The 16,971-nt window shown below is 69.5% G+C and carries 16 protein-coding genes; 10 read left to right on the top strand and 6 right to left on the bottom strand.

The window, feature by feature from the left end; translation table 11 throughout:
• Positions 1–8 precede the first annotated feature (8 nt).
• From QNM97_RS08475 to QNM97_RS08465, 3 genes are all read right to left on the bottom strand, one after another.
• Complete coding sequence (locus QNM97_RS08475; protein WP_283822364.1) at positions 9–974, bottom strand: carbohydrate kinase family protein; 966 nt, start codon at positions 972–974, stop codon at positions 9–11.
• A gap of 136 nt (positions 975–1,110) precedes the next feature.
• A complete protein-coding gene (locus QNM97_RS08470; protein ID WP_006370552.1) occupies positions 1,111–1,470 on the bottom strand; it encodes a HesB/IscA family protein in 360 nt (119 codons plus the stop codon).
• A 188-nt stretch (positions 1,471–1,658) separates the two neighbouring features.
• A complete protein-coding gene (locus tag QNM97_RS08465) occupies positions 1,659–2,720 on the bottom strand; it encodes a glycerate kinase family protein (RefSeq protein WP_283822363.1) in 1,062 nt (353 codons plus the stop codon).
• A 114-nt stretch (positions 2,721–2,834) separates the two neighbouring features.
• Between QNM97_RS08465 and QNM97_RS08460 the strand changes: the two genes are divergently transcribed.
• The 4 genes from QNM97_RS08460 to QNM97_RS08445 are packed head-to-tail and all read left to right on the top strand — an operon-like array spanning position 2,835 to position 6,699.
• Positions 2,835–3,518: a DUF3043 domain-containing protein gene (locus tag QNM97_RS08460; protein WP_283822362.1), complete on the top strand. Its 684-nt coding sequence runs from the start codon at positions 2,835–2,837 to the stop codon at positions 3,516–3,518.
• A 4-nt stretch (positions 3,519–3,522) separates the two neighbouring features.
• A complete protein-coding gene (cobT, locus tag QNM97_RS08455) occupies positions 3,523–5,325 on the top strand; it encodes a nicotinate-nucleotide--dimethylbenzimidazole phosphoribosyltransferase (protein ID WP_283822361.1) in 1,803 nt (600 codons plus the stop codon).
• Between the two features lie 7 nt (positions 5,326–5,332).
• Positions 5,333–6,121, top strand: a complete 789-nt coding sequence (locus QNM97_RS08450) for an adenosylcobinamide-GDP ribazoletransferase (protein ID WP_283822359.1) — start codon at positions 5,333–5,335, stop codon at positions 6,119–6,121.
• Between the two features lie 41 nt (positions 6,122–6,162).
• Positions 6,163–6,699 carry a hypothetical protein gene (locus QNM97_RS08445; RefSeq protein ID WP_283822358.1) on the top strand — a complete coding sequence of 179 codons (537 nt, stop codon included), beginning with the start codon at positions 6,163–6,165 and terminating at the stop codon, positions 6,697–6,699.
• A 7-nt stretch (positions 6,700–6,706) separates the two neighbouring features.
• On the opposite strand, the gene QNM97_RS08440 is transcribed toward QNM97_RS08445, so the two are convergent.
• From QNM97_RS08440 to QNM97_RS08430, 3 genes are all read right to left on the bottom strand, one after another.
• On the bottom strand, positions 6,707–7,813 hold the full coding sequence (locus tag QNM97_RS08440) for a branched-chain amino acid aminotransferase (protein WP_283822357.1): 1,107 nt from the start codon (positions 7,811–7,813) through the stop codon (positions 6,707–6,709).
• Between the two features lie 99 nt (positions 7,814–7,912).
• On the bottom strand, positions 7,913–9,022 hold the full coding sequence (gene gcvT, locus QNM97_RS08435) for a glycine cleavage system aminomethyltransferase GcvT (protein ID WP_208791644.1): 1,110 nt from the start codon (positions 9,020–9,022) through the stop codon (positions 7,913–7,915).
• Positions 9,023–9,072: 50 nt separating this feature from the next.
• The gene (locus QNM97_RS08430; RefSeq protein ID WP_283822356.1) at positions 9,073–9,684 is read right to left on the bottom strand and encodes a CHAP domain-containing protein; all 612 of its coding nucleotides are present in this window, start codon (positions 9,682–9,684) and stop codon (positions 9,073–9,075) included.
• Positions 9,685–9,822: 138 nt separating this feature from the next.
• Here QNM97_RS08430 and QNM97_RS08425 point away from each other — a divergent pair, with 138 nt between their 5' ends.
• From QNM97_RS08425 to QNM97_RS08400, 6 genes are all read left to right on the top strand, one after another.
• A complete protein-coding gene (locus tag QNM97_RS08425) occupies positions 9,823–11,373 on the top strand; it encodes a leucyl aminopeptidase (RefSeq protein ID WP_283822355.1) in 1,551 nt (516 codons plus the stop codon).
• A 164-nt stretch (positions 11,374–11,537) separates the two neighbouring features.
• Positions 11,538–13,334, top strand: a complete 1,797-nt coding sequence (sucB, locus tag QNM97_RS08420) for a 2-oxoglutarate dehydrogenase, E2 component, dihydrolipoamide succinyltransferase (protein ID WP_283822354.1) — start codon at positions 11,538–11,540, stop codon at positions 13,332–13,334.
• A 6-nt stretch (positions 13,335–13,340) separates the two neighbouring features.
• Entirely contained in the window at positions 13,341–14,228 is an 888-nt protein-coding gene (locus QNM97_RS08415) for a TIGR01777 family oxidoreductase (RefSeq protein WP_283822352.1), read from the top strand.
• Positions 14,218–14,982 (top strand): lipoyl(octanoyl) transferase LipB, encoded by a 765-nt coding sequence (gene lipB, locus QNM97_RS08410; RefSeq protein WP_283822351.1) that lies wholly within the window; start codon positions 14,218–14,220, stop codon positions 14,980–14,982. Before QNM97_RS08415 ends, lipB begins: the two co-directional genes overlap by 11 nt.
• On the top strand, positions 14,979–16,133 hold the full coding sequence (gene lipA / locus QNM97_RS08405) for a lipoyl synthase (RefSeq protein ID WP_283822350.1): 1,155 nt from the start codon (positions 14,979–14,981) through the stop codon (positions 16,131–16,133). The genes lipB and lipA overlap by 4 nt, the downstream gene beginning before the upstream one ends.
• Positions 16,134–16,197: 64 nt before the next feature.
• Positions 16,198–16,944 carry a DUF4191 domain-containing protein gene (locus QNM97_RS08400; RefSeq protein ID WP_208791651.1) on the top strand — a complete coding sequence of 249 codons (747 nt, stop codon included), beginning with the start codon at positions 16,198–16,200 and terminating at the stop codon, positions 16,942–16,944.
• Positions 16,945–16,971 lie beyond the last annotated feature (27 nt).

Here is a 16,971-nt window from a genome sequence, read left to right as displayed (position 1 = left end):
GGCTCGGCCTAGAACACCTTGCTGATCTCGGCGGCCGCATCGGCGCCGTAGGCACCCTCGATGCGTTCGATCGCCGAGTCGTGGTCCCAGGTCCAGTCCTGGGTGGAGACCGTCTCGAGGACGAGCACCGCGACCATCGACCCGAGCTGGGCTGCGCGTTCGAAGCCGAGGCCCTTGCTCACGGCGGTCAAGAAACCGGCACGGAAGCCGTCACCGACACCGGTCGGATCGACCTTGGCCGACTCGGGAACCACCGGTACGTGGATACGCTCGCCGTCGCGGCCGATGATCTCGACACCGCCGGCGCCGAGGGTGGTGATGCGGGTGCCGACCATCTCTCGGACGCGGTCCTCGGTGAGACCGGTCTTCTCGCGGAGCAGACCCCACTCGTACTCGTTGGTGAACAGGTAGATGGCGCCGTCGATCAGGGTGCGGGCGGACTCCCCGTCGAGACGGGCGAGCTGCTGGGAGGGGTCGGCGGCGAAGGGGATGCCCAGTTCTCGGCATTCGTTGGTGTGCGCGACCATCGCCTCGGGGTCGTCGGCGCCGATGAGGACGAGCTCGGCGTCGTTCGCGGAGACCCCGGCAAGCGTGATCTCGCGGGCCTCGCTCATCGCACCGGGATAGAAGAACGCCAACTGCGCCATGACCTCGTCGGTGGTGCAGGTGAATCGGGCGGTCTGATGCTTGTCCGACACCCGCACACCGCGGCAGTCGACGCCATGATCCTCCAGCCAGCGCCGGTAGTCGTCGAAGTCCGACCCGACGGCGCCGACGAGGACCGGGGCCCCACCGAGTTCGCCCATCGCGTAGCAGATGTTGCCGCCGACGCCACCGCGGCGGACGACGAGGTCCTCGGCGAGGAAGCTCAGCGAGATGTGGTCGAGGTGGTCGCCGAGCAACTGCTCGGAGAACTTGCCGGGGAACTTCATCAGATGGTCGGTAGCGATCGAGCCACACACATAAATGGTCACGGGGGTCTTCAGCCCTATCTGCTCGGCGATACTGATCGGCAACGACCATTCACGCTACCGACCGGTGCCACAACGCATCCGACCGCATCCCCGGTGTCCGGGAATGCGGTCGGAAGAAGAGAGATCTCGCGCGGACTCAGTTGAACGAGTCGCCGCAGGCGCAGCTGCCGGTCGCGTTCGGGTTATCGATGGTGAAACCCTGCTTCTCGATGGTGTCGACGAAGTCGATGGTGGCGCCCTGGACGTAAGGAGCACTCATCCGGTCGACGGCGAGGGTGACGCCGGCGAAGTCGGCGGTGAGGTCACCGTCGAGGCTGCGGTCGTCGAAGAACAGTTGGTAGCGCAGACCGGCGCAGCCACCCGGCTGCACGGCGATGCGCAACGACAGGTCGTCGCGACCTTCCTGGTCCAGAAGGGCCTTGGCCTTCGACGCGGCGGCGTCGGTCAGGATGACTCCGGTGCTGGTGGCGGCGCCGGATTCGTTCTGCACAGTCATCGATGCTCCTCAGTGCTGGTCGAGGCCGGCTCGGTGGGGCCGGTTGCGGTCAGTCCCCGCGCAGACGCGCGGAAACGCACATTCGTACGGTCGGCTTCAACGGTACCCCGTCCTGACATATTCCCGCCGCCGGTCGACCCCGGCCATGTCGTCGGGGTCACGTTCACACCGACTCCGGCCCAGCACGGTCACGGCCATGCCGCCGCGATTCCGCGAACCATCCGCTCCAGTTGGTTGCCGGCATCGTCCATCGCCAGGCGCACCGATCCGGCGTGGTCGACGAGCGAATGTGCCGCGGCGATCCCGGCGTCGGCGATCTCCTCGGGAGTCAGCGCGATCTGCCCGGCGACGACCAGTGTCGGCACCGACGCCGCACGAGCGGTGGTGGTGAGAGCGGAGACGACCTTGCCGCGCAGGGTCTGGCTGTCGAACTTGCCCTCCCCGGTGATCACCAGGTCGGCGGCGGCGACCTGGGCGTCACGATCGGTGACCTCGGCGACCACCGTCGCGCCGGAGACGCGCCGACCACCGAGTGCCAGCAGCGCCGCACCCAGACCTCCGGCCGCCCCGGCGCCGGCGTCGGCCCCGACATCGCGCCCGGCCATGCGGGCGAGCACCCGCGACCACTGGGTCATGCGCTCTTCGAGACGCCCGAGGGTGTCGGCGTCGGCCCCTTTCTGCGGGCCGAACACCGCGGCCGCGCCCAGTGCGCCGAGTAGCGGGTTCTCCACGTCGGAGGCCGCAACCACCTCGATCGCGGCACAGCGCGCGACCGCGCGATCCGGGCCGCCGAGGGCCTCGACGAGTCCCCGGCCGCCGTCGGTGGTGGCGCTGCCGCCGAGTCCGACGACCACCGAGCCGGCCCCGGCGCGCAGGGCCGCGTCGACGAGTTGTCCCACACCGAAGGTGTCGGCGGCCATCGCCGTGCGCGCCGTGGGGCGACCGCCGAGTTGGTGCAGGCCGCATGCCTGCGCGCATTCGATGTAGGCAACGGGACGGTCGGGATCGCGTTCGTCGAGCAGCCACTGCGCGTCTACCGCGGCACCGAGCGGCCCGAAGACCGTCTCGGTGTGCAGCGTCCCGAGATGCCCGGCGAGGACCGCGACGAAACCCGGCCCGCCGTCGGACTGGGGTGCGCGGATCACCTCGTCGGCGGGTCGGGCGGAGAGCCATCCGCGGGCGACGGCCTCGGCCGCCGACACCGCGGTCAGCGTGTCACCGAACGAGTCGGGTGCGATCAGGATGCGCATCGGACCTCGCCGAGGGACGTCGGAAAGGCCGGGGAAAACACGGGGGCCGCCATGCGGGGCAAGTATAGGGAGGTCGGCGCATCACGGCAGCGCGGATCACCTAGGCTCGTCGGTGTGAAACTGCCATGGAAGAAGGACGACTCCGCACCCGCGGACGAGGCCGTCGAGACCCTTGACGATTCCGACTCGACGGATTCGGTTGATCTCTCGAAATCGCAGCGTGGCAGTGCTTATACGCCCGCCAAGGGCCGCCCGACCCCGTCGCGCCGAGAGGCCGAGGGCCGTCGCCGCGGACCGGTCGCCCCGCCGCCGACGACCCGGGCCGAGGCCCGCGCGCGCAAGAAGGAACTGCGCAGCTCGATGTCACGGGAGGACAAGAAGGAGGCGTCGGCCGACCGCCGTGCCCAGCGCCTCGAGCAGCGCGAGCGGATGATGGCCGGCGACGAGCGCTACCTGATGCCGCGTGATCGCGGTGACGCCCGTCGCTACACGCGCAACCTCGTCGATTCCCGACGCAACTTCGCCGGACTGTTCATGCCGTTCGCGATCGTGTTGATCGTGGTGATGTTCGTGCCCTCGATCGCGGTGTATTCGACCTTCCTGCTGCTGGCCTTCGTCATCCTGATGGCCATCGACGGGGTCATTCTCGGCCGCATGGTCAACAAGCGGGTGGCCGAGCGCTATCCCGACGCCGGCGAGGGCGGTCTGAAGCTCGGCTGGTACGCCTTCACCCGCGCGATGCAGCTACGTCAGATGCGCGCGCCCAAACCGCAGGTCTCCCCCGGCGACGAAGTCTGAGCCGATGACCGCACGAGGGGTCCGGACGCTGGTCCTGGGCGGGGTTCGGTCGGGCAAGTCCGTACACGGCGAACAGTTGCTACGCGAGGCCGCATCGGTGCGTTATGTGGCCACCGGGCCGACGCTGACGACCGATGCCGAGTGGACCGCGCGCGTCGAGAAACATCGGCAACGGCGTGATCCGAGATACACGACGGTCGAGACGAGCGATCTCGCGTCGAAACTGCGGGCCGACCCGCACACGACGACACTCGTCGACGACCTGGGCAACTGGCTGGCCGCCGGCCTCGACGCCACCGGTGCATGGTCGGCGACGGCCCCCGTCGACCGCTCTGCCGAGAATGCCGAATTGTGTTCGGCGATAGCCGAATTCACCGGCGATCTGGTGTTGATCAGTCCGGAGGTCGGATTGGCTCCGGTGGCCCCGACCCCGGCCGGCCGACTCTTCCAGGACCAACTCGGCGCGCTCAACGAGGCCGTGGCCGCAGTGTGTGATCACGTGGTCCTCGTCGTGGCCGGCCGCGTCATCGACCTGACCGACGCACCCCGGGCCGCGGCCCCGGGATCGACCGACGCCGAGACGCCCGCGTCGACCGCTGCACCGGCCGCCACCCCACCGGTCGCCACCCCACCGGTCCCGCCTGCTCCGGCGAGCACGCCCGCAGCCGCGACGCCGATGACCGGCCACATTCCCGACGCGACCGACGCCGAGATCTTCGACGCGATCGACCTGCCCGACGAACAGGTCGCCGAGGCGGCCCGGGCACGCCAGCTCAAACTGACCAAGCCGCCCGGCTCGCTGGGCCGGCTCGAGGAGATCGGGGTGTGGATCTCGGCGTGCCAAGGGGTCTGTCCCCCACGGCCGATCGAGATGCCCACCGTCGTGGTCTTCGCCGGCGATCACGGGGTGGCCCAGGGTGGGGTGTCGGCCTTCCCGCCGGAGGTGACCGCGCAGATGGTCGCCAACATCGCGGCCGGCGGTGCGGCCGTCAACGTGCTCGCCCGTCGGTGCGGTGCCTCGGTCCGGGTCGCCGACATCGCCGTCGACGCCGACACCGGTCCGGAGGTCTCGGCCTACAAGGTGCGGCGCTCCAGCAACGATCTCCGGGTCACCGACGCCCTGACCATCGACGAGGCGCGTCGAGGCCTCGCCGCCGGACGGGCCATCGTCGATGATCTCGTCGACTCCGGCGCCGATCTGCTCATCGCCGGTGACATGGGGATCGGTAACACCACACCCGCCGCGATCATCATCGGCACCCTTGCGCGCCGCGAACCCGTCGAGGTGGTCGGCCGCGGCACCGGCATCGACGACGTCGGATGGATGCGCAAGACCGCCGCGATCCGCGACGGGATGCGCCGCGGGCGTCGTCATCGCAGCGACCCGCTCGCGCTGATCGCGGCGGTCGGAGGCGCCGATCTGGCTGCGATGGCCGGTTTTCTCGCCCAGGCGGCGGTGCGACGCACACCGGTGATCCTCGACGGCGTGGTGGTCACGGCGGCCGCACTCATCGCCGTGGAGATGGCCCCGGGCGCCACGCGGTGGTGGCTGGCCGGCCACCGCTCGGTCGAACCGGCGCATGCCATCGCCCTGGAATATCTGGATCTCGAACCGCTGCACACCTATTCGATGCGCCTGGGTGAGGGCACCGGTGCGTTGTCCGCGCTGCCGACGGTGCTCTCGGCCGTCGACATCATGACGTCGATGTCGACCTTCGCCGACGCCGGTGTCAGCGATGCCGACGCCGCGCCGGACTCCGCTGCCGACCCGGAACCGGCTGGGACACAACCCTCGTCGTCCGCCTGACACACCGATGACACCGGTACGCGCGATCGCCGTCTCGCTGTCGTGGCTGACCGTGCTCCCCGTACCCCGGCGGGTCACCGCAGCACCCCCCGATCGCCGGCTCGGCGGCGCGGTCATCGCGGCGGTACCCGTGGTCGGCGTGCTCCTCGCGGCGGGAGCGACCCTGATCGCCTGGGGGCTGTCGTACACGGCCGCCCCGGATGCGCTGATCGGCGTACTCGTCGTCGGTATGTTCGCCGTCTCGACCCGGGGTATGCACCTCGACGGTCTCGCCGACACCGCCGACGGACTCGGGTGTTACGGCCCGCCGGAGCGGGTGACCGAGGTGATGCGCTCGGGTTCGGTCGGCCCGTTCGGTGCCGCGACCCTGATCCTGGTGCTGGCACTGCAGGCGGTCGGCATTGCGACGCTGGTCGCGCAGAGTCGTTGGTGGGAGCTCGGTCTGGCGATCGGTGTCGCACGCGTCGCCGCGGTGCTCGCGTGCCGTCGGGCGCTGCCGCCGGCCCATCCCGACGGCTTCGGTGCGCTGGTCGCCGGGACACAACGCATCGCCGTCGTCGTGTGGTCGGTGGTGGCGGTCGCCGTCGGTGTCGTGATCGGCGGCCTCGCCGACACGGTCACCGCCCATTCGATCACCGCCGGGCTGCAGGCGGGGGCGACGATCGTGGTGATGCTCGTGTTCACCTGGCTGTTCAGTCGGCACTGTGCACGACGGATGGGTGGCATCGTCGGCGACGTCCTCGGCGCCGTGATCGAACTCGGCACCGCGCTCGTTCTCGTCGGACTGATCCTCTGAGTCGGTCTGCACACTGCACAGCCGCGGCGCATCCTTGGCGTATGCCATTGCCGGACTGCAATTTTGACGGATTCGCACTGTATGCGGCGCTCGACGCCCGGCGCCGGGAGCAATCGTTGACCTGGAACGCACTCGCCCGGCAGGTGTGGGACCTCTCGGCGGCACTCAACGCTGCGCGCCCCGATGATCACCCGTTCAGCACGTCGGCGATCTCACGCCTGCGCGCACACGGCAACACCGGCTGCCAGCACTCGTTGTTGCTGCTGTGGTGGCTGGACGCGGCCCCGGAGGACTTCGTCACAGACCCGGCACCCGGGACGGTCGGCGTCGAACTCCCACGATGCGACGACGCGCATCGCCTTCGGTGGAATCTCGGTCGGCTCTACGCCACACTTGACGCCGCGAGAACCCGTCGCGGCGCCACGTGGGCGCGGACGGCAGCTCGGCTGGACTGCTCGCCGGGCCAGCTGACCGGTCTGCGGATCGCCCGCTACTCCACCAACATGCGCTTGGCCATGACGATCACGCAGGCCCTGCGGCGTCCCGCCGCCGAGTTCGTCTACTGCGCCGAGTGGTGAGAGCGCCTCAGCGCCGGTAGAGCTCGGTCATCCAGCCGTGGGTGTCGGCGAACTTGCCGCGCTGGATGCCGGTGAGGGTGTCGCGCAGCGCGAGGGTCACCTCACCGGGGGTGCCGTCCCCGATCGAGTAATCGTCGGTCTCGCTCTTGACGTGGCCGACCGGAGTGATGACGGCCGCGGTCCCGCAGGCGAAGACCTCGGTGATGTCGCCGGACGTCACCCCCTTGCGGAGTTCCTCGGTGGTGATCTTGCGTTCCTCGACGGCGAATCCGGCGTCGGTGGCCAGGGTCAGCAACGATTCCCGGGTGATGCCCGGCAGCAGCGAACCGGTGAGTTCCGGGGTGACCAGCCGCGCGTCGGCGCCCGAGCCGAAGACGAAGAACAGGTTCATCCCGCCCATCTCCTCGATGAACCGGCGCTCCACGGCGTCGAGCCACACCACCTGGTCACAGCCCTTTGCGGTGGCCTGCTGCTGGGCCAGGAAGCTCGCGGCGTAGTTGCCGCCGCACTTGGCGAAGCCCGTACCGCCCGGGGCCGCGCGGACGTATTCGGTCGACAGCCACACGCTGACCGGCTTGATACCGCCGTCGAAGTAGGCGCCTGCGGGTGAGGCGATCACGCAGTAGCGGTACTGCGTCGACGGGGCGTTGACGCCCAGCCCCGCCTGTGAGGCGAACATGAACGGCCGCAGATACAGCGATTCCTCGCCACCGGCGGCGGGCACCCATTCGTTGTCGGCGTCGAGCAGGGCCCGCAGCGAGGAGATGAAGTCGTCGACCGGCAGCGGCGGCATCGCCAGACGTTCACCCGAGCGCTGCAGGCGCAGGCCGTTGGCCTCCGGACGGAACGCGGCGATCGATCCGTCGGGCTGACGGTAGGCCTTGAGCCCCTCGAAGATCTCCTGGCCGTAGTGCAGCACCATCGCCGACGGATCGAGTGCGATCGGGCCGTACGGGGTCACCTTGGCGTCATACCAACCGCGGTCCACGTCGTAGTCCACCATCACCATGTTGTCGGTGAAGTACTTGCCGAAACCGGGAGCGGCGAGGATGTCCGCGCGCTGCGACTCCGACACCGGGTGCGGGTGCTCGGTACGGGTGAACTGCAAGGTCATGGGCCCATCGTAGCGCCGCGGCACAAGGCGATCGGTGCCAGGTTCCCGTCTCCGCCGGGCCGGGGATTCAGGCGGGCCGGGGATCAGACGTGCCGGGCTTCAGACGTGCGACTCGACGAACGGCGGGATCACGACCTCACACGGCAACGCCCGACCGCGCACATCGATGACCACCTCGGCTCCCTTGCCGACACCTGCGGCGGTGTCGATGAGCGCCAGCGCGATTCCCTGTTTGAGGGTCGGCGAGAAGGTGCCCGAGGTGCACAGGCCGATGCGGTCGCCGCCTGCCGCGGTGAGCACGTCGCAGTCCGCACGCGGTACCCCGCGACCGGTGGCCCGCAGTCCGTAGAGCCGACGGGCCGGACCGTTCTCCTTCTCCGCGAGCAGCGCCTCGCGGCCGAAGAACGCGGGCTTGTTCCAGCCGACCGCCCACCCGGTGCGGGCCTGGACGGGGGTGATCTCCGGAGAGAGTTCGTGGCCGTGCAGTGCATATCCCATCTCGGTGCGCAGGGTGTCGCGCGCCCCGAGTCCGGCGGGCAGCCCACCGAACGCGGTGACCTGAGCCATCAGCGCGTCGAACACCGGGCCGGCCTGCGACCATCGGGGCAGGATCTCGTAGCCGCGTTCTCCGGTGTAGCCGGTCCGGCACACACGCACCGGCGCGCTACCCCCGTCGATCGACAGTTCGGCGTCGGCGAACGCCATGTACTCCATGTCGGTGGGCAGTCCCACCGCGGCGAGCACCTCGGGACTCTTCGGCCCCTGCACCGCGAACACCGCGTACTCGCGGTGCAGATCGGTGATCGTGACACCGTCGGGCGCGACCGCCGTCAACGCCGCGACCACCGCTGCGGTGTTGGCGGCATTGGGTACGAGAAACACCTCGTCGTCGGCGACGAGATAGGCGATCAGATCGTCGATGACGCCACCGGAATCGTTGCAGCACAACGTGTATTGGGCTTTGCCCGGCGCGATCTTGGCGAGATCGTTGGACAGGGTGGCGTTGACGAACTCCGCGGCGCCGGGCCCGGCGACCGACGCCTTCCCGAGGTGGCTCACGTCGAAGATGCCGACGGCCTCGCGTACGGCGGTGTGCTCGGCGACGGTCCCCGAGTACGCAACGGGCATGTCCCACCCGCCGAATTCGGCGAAACTCGCCCCGAGTGCTGCGTGTCGATCGGCAATGGGTCCGGCGAGGAGTTCGGTCATGGCGCTCAACCTACCGCGAGCGCGGGGCCCAGGACGATCACCACGGGAGCTCAGCTCCCGGCGGGAACCCCGAACCCCTGCAGCCCAGGATCGGCGGCGAGGTCGGCGGTGTGCAGGGTCACCCCGTCCGGTGGCTGGTTGCCGCCGACGGTCGTCACCTCATCGCCGTTGACGGCGATCACGATGTTGGTGTGTTGGCCCCACGGGCTGGGTTTGTCGTAGATCACGATGTCGCCGGGCTGCGGACGATGACCCGGCCCACGCCAGCGCCCCGAGGTGTGCAGGTAGTCGGAGAGCGTCGCCACCCCCGGGATGCGCCACGATCCGGAGTTCGGATTGTCCAGCGGCACACCGGATTCGTGCATCACGGTGCTGACGAAGTCGGCGCACCACGGTTCGTCGACGCCGCCGGAATAGGTGGTACCCGACGCGTTGCGCGCGTATTCCGTGCGCACCGACTCGATGATGCGGGCCCGGGAGGCCGTCAGTGCCGTGGTGTCGACGCCGGGGAACGGGGGCCTCGACTGGCCGGTCATCCCGTTCACCGCCCGGGACACCGCGTCGTCGTCATGGCGATACGCCCGCAGACCGATCACCGTCGCCGTGCATGCGGCGACGATCACCACCACCGCGATCACCCATGCCGTCCTGGTTCGCCGCATCGTCGCTACCCACCCCGTCCCTCGTCGTCACACCGTCAGCGCAACGCCGTCTCGACGCGGCGGGTTCCCGGTCCCGACGGCACGTCGGTCGGTCGGATGACGGGCAGCCGACGAGGCGCCTGTGGCAAGGTTGGTCGGGTGAGCAAGAACGAGAGCGTCGACCGCACTCGCGGTCCCCAGATCACCCTGACCACCTCCATCGGCAAAGACGACGAGGCCCTCGTGCTCGGCCTCGTCGCCGCCTCCTCCGAGGACACCACTGCCGACGCCACCACCGCCAACCCCGCGGCACCGACCCTGCTCGGCGCGGACGTCCTCGACGACGCGTCGGCGGCGGCGATCACCGCCGCGCTGTCGGCGGTGGGCGCCACCGGTTCCCACGGCGAGGTCACCCGGCTGGCCGCGCCGGAATCACTCGGCGTACGCGTTGTGGTGGCCGTCGGCGTCGGCGACGAGAAGGCGCTCGACGACCCGGAGAAACTCCGCCAGGCCGCCGGCGTCGCGATCCGCTCCCTCGAGGGCTTCGACGTCGTCGCCACCACCCTGGGCTCCACCGACATCGGTGCCGCGGTCGAGGGACTGTTCCTCGGCGCCTACCGCTTCGAGGAGTTCCGCTCGTCGCGCTCGGCGTCGACCAAGCAACTACCCGGCACCGTGCACGTCGTGGTCGAGTCCGCCGACAAGGCGGCGAAAGCCGAACTCGCACATGCCATCGCGGTCGCGGATTCGGTGGCCATCGCCCGTGACTTCGTCAACACCCCGCCGAGCCACCTCTACCCCGAGGAGTTCGCCGAGCGTGCGCGCGAGCTGGGCGCGAAGGCCGGACTCAAGGTGGAGATCCTCGACTTCGACTCCCTGCAGAAGGACGGCTACGGCGGGATCGTCGGCGTCGGCAAGGGTTCGTCCCGGTTGCCGCGGCTGGTGCGACTGACCCACGCGGGCAAGAAGTCGGCCAAGAAGGTGGCGCTCGTCGGCAAGGGCATCACCTTCGACACCGGTGGCATCTCGATCAAGCCGGCCGCCAACATGGATCAGATGACCTCCGACATGGGCGGCGCGGCCGCGGTGATCGCGGCGACCATCGCCGCCGCGCGTCTCGACCTGCCGGTGTCGGTGATCGCCACCGTGCCGATGGCCGAGAACATGCCGTCGGGGACCGCGCAGCGTCCCGGCGACGTGCTGACCCAGTACGGCGGGACGACCGTCGAGGTCCTCAACACCGACGCCGAGGGACGCCTCGTGCTCGCCGACGCCATCGTGCGCGCCTGCGAGGACGATCCGGACTACCTCATCGACACCGCCACCCTGACCGGGGCGCAGATGGTTGCCCTGGGCACCCGCACCCCGGGCGTCATGGGCACCGACGACTTCCGCGACCGGGTGTCGGCACTGTCGGCCGAGATCGGCGAGAACGCCTGGCCCATGCCGCTGCCGGCGGAACTGCGTGCCGATCTCAAGTCGCGGGTCGCCGATCTGGCGAACGTCACGCCGCACCGGTGGGGCGGCATGCTCGCCGCGGGCCTGTTCCTCAAGGAGTTCGTGCCCGACGGGGTGCAGTGGGCCCACATCGACATCGCCGGTCCCGCCTTCAACACCGCCGGTCCCTGGGGTTACACGCCCAAGGGTGGTACGGGCGTACCGGTCCGGACGATCACCAAGGTCCTCGAGGACATCGCGGCCAACGGCTGATCGGCCACTTTTGCGCCACACACCACGTCCGTGGCGCGCACGGCGGGTAGGGTCTAGCGATGGGCGCCGGGCCACCCGCCACACGCCTGGGAGACGCGGCGCACACACCGCGACACCCCGCTTCACACGCAGACCCACCACGTCGAGTTCAGGAGTCAACAGCAATGGCCTTCTCCGTCCAGATGCCCGCCCTCGGTGAGAGTGTCACCGAGGGGACCGTCACCCGGTGGTTGAAGGAAGAGGGCGACACCGTCGAGGCCGACGAGCCCTTGCTGGAGGTGTCGACCGACAAGGTCGACACCGAGATCCCCGCCCCCACCTCCGGCGTCCTCACCAAGATCATCGCCCAGGAAGACGACGTCGTGGAGATCGGTGGCGAACTCGCCCTGATCGGTGACGCCGGGGAGAGCGCCGACGATTCCGGGGATTCCGGATCCGATGACTCGGCCGGTTCCGACGACTCGGCGGGCGGCGACGAACCGACCGAAGCCGGTGCGGCCGAAGAGGACACCGAGGCACCCTCGACCGAGGCGGAGGCTCCGGCCGAGAAGCCCGCCGCCGCCACCGGTGACAGCGGAGCGTCGGGAACCGATGTGCTGATGCCCGAACTCGGCGAGTCGGTCACCGAGGGCACGGTGACCAACTGGCTCAAGGCCGTCGGCGACGAGGTCGCCGCGGACGAACCGCTGCTCGAGGTCTCGACCGACAAGGTCGACACCGAGATCCCGTCCCCCGTGGCCGGTACCCTGCTCGAGATCCTCGCGCAGGAGGACGACGTCATCGAGGTCGGCGGCAAGCTCGCGGTGATCGGCGATGCCTCGGCCGCCGAATCGAAGCCCGCGCCGGAACCCGAACCAGAGCCCGAACCAGAGCCGGAGCCGGAGCCCGAACCCGAGCCCGCCAAGTCCGAGCCCGCGAAGTCCGAGGAGCCGGCCGCCACGAGTGAGCCGGAACCCGAACCGGTCAAGGTGGCCTCCGCCGACGATTCCACCGATCTGCAGTCCACCCCGTACGTGACCCCGTTGGTCCGAAAGTTGGCCGCGGAGAACGACATCGACCTGTCGAGCCTCAAGGGCACCGGGGTCGGCGGCCGCATCCGCAAGCAGGACGTGCTCGCCGCCGCCGAGGCGAAGAAGGCCCCCGAGCCGGCCTCGAGCCCGGCTGCGGCCGCCGCACCGGCGCCCGCAGCCGCTTCGGCCGCGTCGTCGTCGCCGGAGGTCAAGCCCGAACTCGCGGCGCTGCGTGGCACCACGCAGAAGATCAACCGCATCCGGCAGATCACCGCGAAGAAGACCCGCGAGTCGCTGCAGACAAGTGCTCAGCTGACGCAGGTCTTCGAGGTCGACATGAGCAAGATCGTGTCGCTGCGCAAGGCGGCCAAGGAGTCGTTCAAGGCTTCCGAGGGTGTGAACCTGACCTTCTTGCCGTTCATCGCCAAGGCCGTCGTGGAGGCGCTCAAGGCGCATCCGAACGTCAACGCCTCCATCGACGAGGACAAGAAGGAGATCACCTACTACGACAAGGTGCATCTCGGTATCGCCGTCGACACCGAGCAGGGCCTGCTCTCGCCGGTGATCCACAACGCCGACGACCTCTCGATCGCCGGGCTGGCCCGGGCCATCGCCGACATCGCCGCCCGTGCCCGCACCAACGGCCTCAAGCCCGACGAGTTGGCCGGTGGCACCTTCACCATCACCAACATCGGGAGCCAGGGCGCCCTGTTCGACACGCCGATCCTGGTGCCGCCGCAGGCGGCGATGCTCGGTACCGGTGCGATCGTCAAGCGCCCGGTGGTCATCACCGGCGACGACGGTTCGGAGTCGATCGCGGTGCGATCGATGTCGTACCTGCCGCTGACCTACGACCACCGCCTGATCGACGGCGCCGACGCCGGTCGCTTCCTGACGACGATCAAGAAGCGGCTCGAGGCCGGTTCGTTCGCCGCCGAACTGGGTCTCTAGGCACCGATGCGGGTAGCCGTCGCCGGCTCATCGGGGCTCATCGGTTCGGCTCTGATCACCGCGCTGGAATCGGCGGGCCACTCGGTGCGCCGGCTGGTTCGGCGCGAGGCGACCGAACCCGGTGAATTCAGTTGGGACCCCGAGACATTCGGTGTTCCCGACGAGGCGCTCGACGGCGTCGACGCGGTGGTGAGCCTCGGCGGCGTCGGGGTCGGCAACGGCCGGTGGAGCGGACGGTTCAAACAAGAACTCCGCGACTCCCGGATCCCGCCGACCGAGGTCATCGCCGAGGCCGTCCGCCGGACCGGTGTCCCCACCCTGGTGAGCGCGAGCGCCACCGGGTACTACGGGGACACCGGCGCACGGACGGCCACCGAGGACGACGGACCCGGCTCGGGGTTCCTGGCCGAGCTGACCGTCGATTGGGAAGGCGCGGCGACCGCCAACTCCGGCGACGGGACTCGCGTGGTCCTGCTGCGGACCGCACCCGTGCTCGCACCGCACGGCGGCCTGCTGGCCAAACTCCGGCCGCTGTTCAAGCTCGGCCTCGGCGGCACCATCGGCAATGGGCAGCAGTACTTTTCGTGGATCTCACTGGTCGACGAGATCCGTGCGATCGAGTTCGTGCTGAATTCGTCGATCAGCGGTCCGGTGAACCTGTGCGCGCCCGGGGCGGTCCCGTTCGCGACCTTCGTCGACGCCTTCGGCCGGTCGGTGCACCGGCCGACCTTGATGGGTGTTCCCGCGTTCGTCGCCCGCAAGGCGGGCGGCGAGATGATCGAGGAAATGGTTCTGTACTCCCAGCGCGTTGCACCCGGTGTGCTCACCGACCACGACTTCGTCTTCACCCATCCCACCATCGACGCGGGACTGGAGTACGCCAATGGACGCTGACACACCAGCCGCCATCGGTACCCGACGGGCATCGCTGCGCGCGGTCGCCACCCCCGTCGAGATCCGGCGCCTCGGCGTCCTCGACTACCGCGAGGCCTACGAACTGCAGCACCGGCTCGCCGGCGAACGTGCAGACGGCACACTCGATCACGATCTGTTGCTGCTGCTCGAGCATCCGTCGATCTACACCGCGGGCAAGAGAACCGAGGACGCCGATCGTCCGACCAACGGCGCCGAGGTGATCGACGTCGACCGTGGCGGGCGGATCACCTGGCACGGGCCCGGACAACTCGTCGGCTATCCGATCATCAAACTCGCCGAACCGCTCGACGTCGTCGAGTACGTCCGCCGACTCGAGGCGGCGCTCATCGGTGTCTGCGAGGCGCACGGCGTGGCCACCACCCGCGTCGCCGGCCGCTCGGGCGTCTGGGTCGTCGACGACTCGCCCGACCCGGGGCAGTCCGGGGAACGCAAACTCGGCCAGATCGGTATCCGGGTGGCGCGCGGCGTCGCGCTGCACGGGTTCGCCCTCAACGTCGACCCCGACATGAGCGCCTTCGACGCGATCGTTCCGTGCGGCATCGCCGACGCCGGGGTCACCTCCCTGAGCCGCGAAGCGGGCCGGGAACTCTCGGTCGGCGCGCTCGCCGACGAGGTCGCCGACGCCGTTCTCTCGACTCTGGACCACAGTGAGATCACCCTCACCCCGCAGGCCGGGCACGCCGACGGCGCGCGCGTAGCATCGGTGCGGTGACCGTGTCAGAGACCCGCACCGCACCCACGGCGCCGGCGTCGACCCCACAAGGGTCGCCCCCCGCCCCCACCGAGTCCGCCCCCACCGAGTCCACACCGACCTCTGCTGCCGCTGCCTCGTCCGAATCGAGCGCCGCACCGACCGACCCGGCCCCCAACGGTCGTAAGTTGTTGCGGCTGGAGATCCGCAACGCGCAGACCCCGATCGAGCGCAAACCCTCGTGGATCAAGACGCGCGCGACGATGGGACCCGAGTACACCGAACTCAAGGGTCTGGTGAAACGCGAAGGGCTGCACACGGTTTGCGAGGAAGCCGGATGCCCCAACATCTACGAGTGCTGGGAAGACCGCGAGGCCACCTTCCTCATCGGCGGCGAGCAGTGCACCCGCCGATGCGACTTCTGCCAGATCGACACCGGCAAGCCCGCCGAACTCGATCGTGACGAGCCCCGCCGCGTCGCCGAGAGCGTGCAGGCGATGGGCCTGCGCTACTCCACGATCACCGGCGTCGCCCGCGACGACCTCCCCGACGAGGGTGTCTGGCTCTACGCCGAGACGGTGCGCGCGATCCACCGGCTCAACCCCGGTACCGGCGTGGAGAATCTGATCCCGGACTTCCATGCGAAGCCCGACCTGCTCGCCGAGGTCTTCGAATCCCGGCCGGAAGTGCTCGCGCACAACCTCGAGACGGTGCCGCGGATCTTCAAGCGCATTCGCCCGGCGTTCCGCTACGAGCGGTCCCTCGACGTGCTCACCCAGGCCCGCGACTTCGGCCTGGTCACCAAGTCCAACCTCATCCTCGGGATGGGTGAGACCCCGACCGAGGTGCAGTCGGCGATCGTCGACCTGCACGAGGCCGGCTGCGACATCCTGACGATCACCCAGTACCTGCGGCCTTCCGCGCGCCACCATCCGGTGGAGCGCTGGGTCAAGCCCGAGGAGTTCGTCGATCACTCCGAGTTCGCCCGCGAGGTCGGGTTCGCCGGTGTGATGGCCGGGCCGCTGGTGCGTTCGTCCTATCGCGCCGGCCGGCTCTACGCGCAGGCGATGGCCCACCACGGACGGCAACTGCCGCCGTCGTTGGCGCACCTCGCCGACGAGGGTTCGGCCAGCCAGGAGGCCTCCTCGTTGATGGCGCGACTGGCCCGCTGAACCGGACACCTGGGCTGGTGACCGCGTTGTCGATCACCGCGCCCGCAGACGTATCCTGGTGAGCATGGCAAAGGCGCAAGCGGCGAGCAAAGCGGACAAGAAGGCCGCACGACAGGCCCGACGGAAGGCCTCCAAGGAGCGGTTCACGCAGCTCTGGCAGGCGTTCCAGATGCAGCGCAAGGAAGACAAGCGGCTGATCCCGTATATGGTCGGCCTGTTCGTGCTGATCGTGGCGATCTTCGTGGTCATCGGTCTGTTCATCGGCTCCCCGTGGCTACTCGTTCCCATCGGCGTGGTGCTCGGCATCCTCGCCGCCTTCCTCCTCTTCGGACGGCGCGTGCAGAAGACCGTCTACACCAAGGCCGAGGGGCAACCGGGTGCGGCCGGGTGGGCGCTGTCGAACATGCGCGGCCAGTGGCGGGTACAGCAGGCGGTCACCGGCACCTCCCACCTCGACGCCGTGCACCGGGTGATCGGCAAGCCGGGGGTCATCCTCGTCGGCGAGGGCTCGGCAAGTCGCGTCACCGCCCTTCTGGGACAAGAGAAGAAGAAGGTCGCGCGCGTCGTCGGCGACACCCCGATCTACCAGATCATGGTCGGCAACGACGACGGCCAGGTGCCGCTGTCGAAGCTCGAACGGCACCTCAACAAGCTGCCGGGCAACATCGACCGCAAGCGCATGGACACCCTCGAGGGCCGCTTGTCGGCGCTCGGCGGCAAGCAGCCCGGCCCGGGCATGCCCAAGGGTCCGCTGCCCGGCAACGCCAAGATGCGCAGCATGCAGCGCACCGCGCGGCGTCGCGGCGCCTGATCGGGTCGCCGACCGCTGAACACACCG

This window comes from Gordonia sp. L191 (assembly GCF_030077625.1).
GTDB classification, from domain to species: Bacteria; Actinomycetota; Actinomycetes; order Mycobacteriales; family Mycobacteriaceae; genus Gordonia; species Gordonia polyisoprenivorans_A.
Note: the sequence above shows the minus strand (reverse complement) of the source record. Positions and strands in the feature narration are given on the sequence as shown.

Coding starts and splice junctions, on each gene's coding strand:
- QNM97_RS08470 (WP_006370552.1), bottom strand. CDS start 1,470: ATGACTGTGCAGAACGAATCCGGCGCCGCCACCAGCACCGGAGTCATC.
- QNM97_RS08465 (WP_283822363.1), bottom strand. CDS start 2,720: ATGCGCATCCTGATCGCACCCGACTCGTTCGGTGACACGCTGACCGCG.
- cobT (WP_283822361.1), top strand. CDS start 3,523: ATGACCGCACGAGGGGTCCGGACGCTGGTCCTGGGCGGGGTTCGGTCG.
- QNM97_RS08450 (WP_283822359.1), top strand. CDS start 5,333: ATGACACCGGTACGCGCGATCGCCGTCTCGCTGTCGTGGCTGACCGTG.
- QNM97_RS08445 (WP_283822358.1), top strand. CDS start 6,163: ATGCCATTGCCGGACTGCAATTTTGACGGATTCGCACTGTATGCGGCG.
- QNM97_RS08440 (WP_283822357.1), bottom strand. CDS start 7,813: ATGACCTTGCAGTTCACCCGTACCGAGCACCCGCACCCGGTGTCGGAG.
- gcvT (WP_208791644.1), bottom strand. CDS start 9,022: ATGACCGAACTCCTCGCCGGACCCATTGCCGATCGACACGCAGCACTC.
- QNM97_RS08430 (WP_283822356.1), bottom strand. CDS start 9,684: ATGCGGCGAACCAGGACGGCATGGGTGATCGCGGTGGTGGTGATCGTC.
- sucB (WP_283822354.1), top strand. CDS start 11,538: ATGGCCTTCTCCGTCCAGATGCCCGCCCTCGGTGAGAGTGTCACCGAG.
- QNM97_RS08415 (WP_283822352.1), top strand. CDS start 13,341: ATGCGGGTAGCCGTCGCCGGCTCATCGGGGCTCATCGGTTCGGCTCTG.
- lipB (WP_283822351.1), top strand. CDS start 14,218: ATGGACGCTGACACACCAGCCGCCATCGGTACCCGACGGGCATCGCTG.
- QNM97_RS08400 (WP_208791651.1), top strand. CDS start 16,198: ATGGCAAAGGCGCAAGCGGCGAGCAAAGCGGACAAGAAGGCCGCACGA.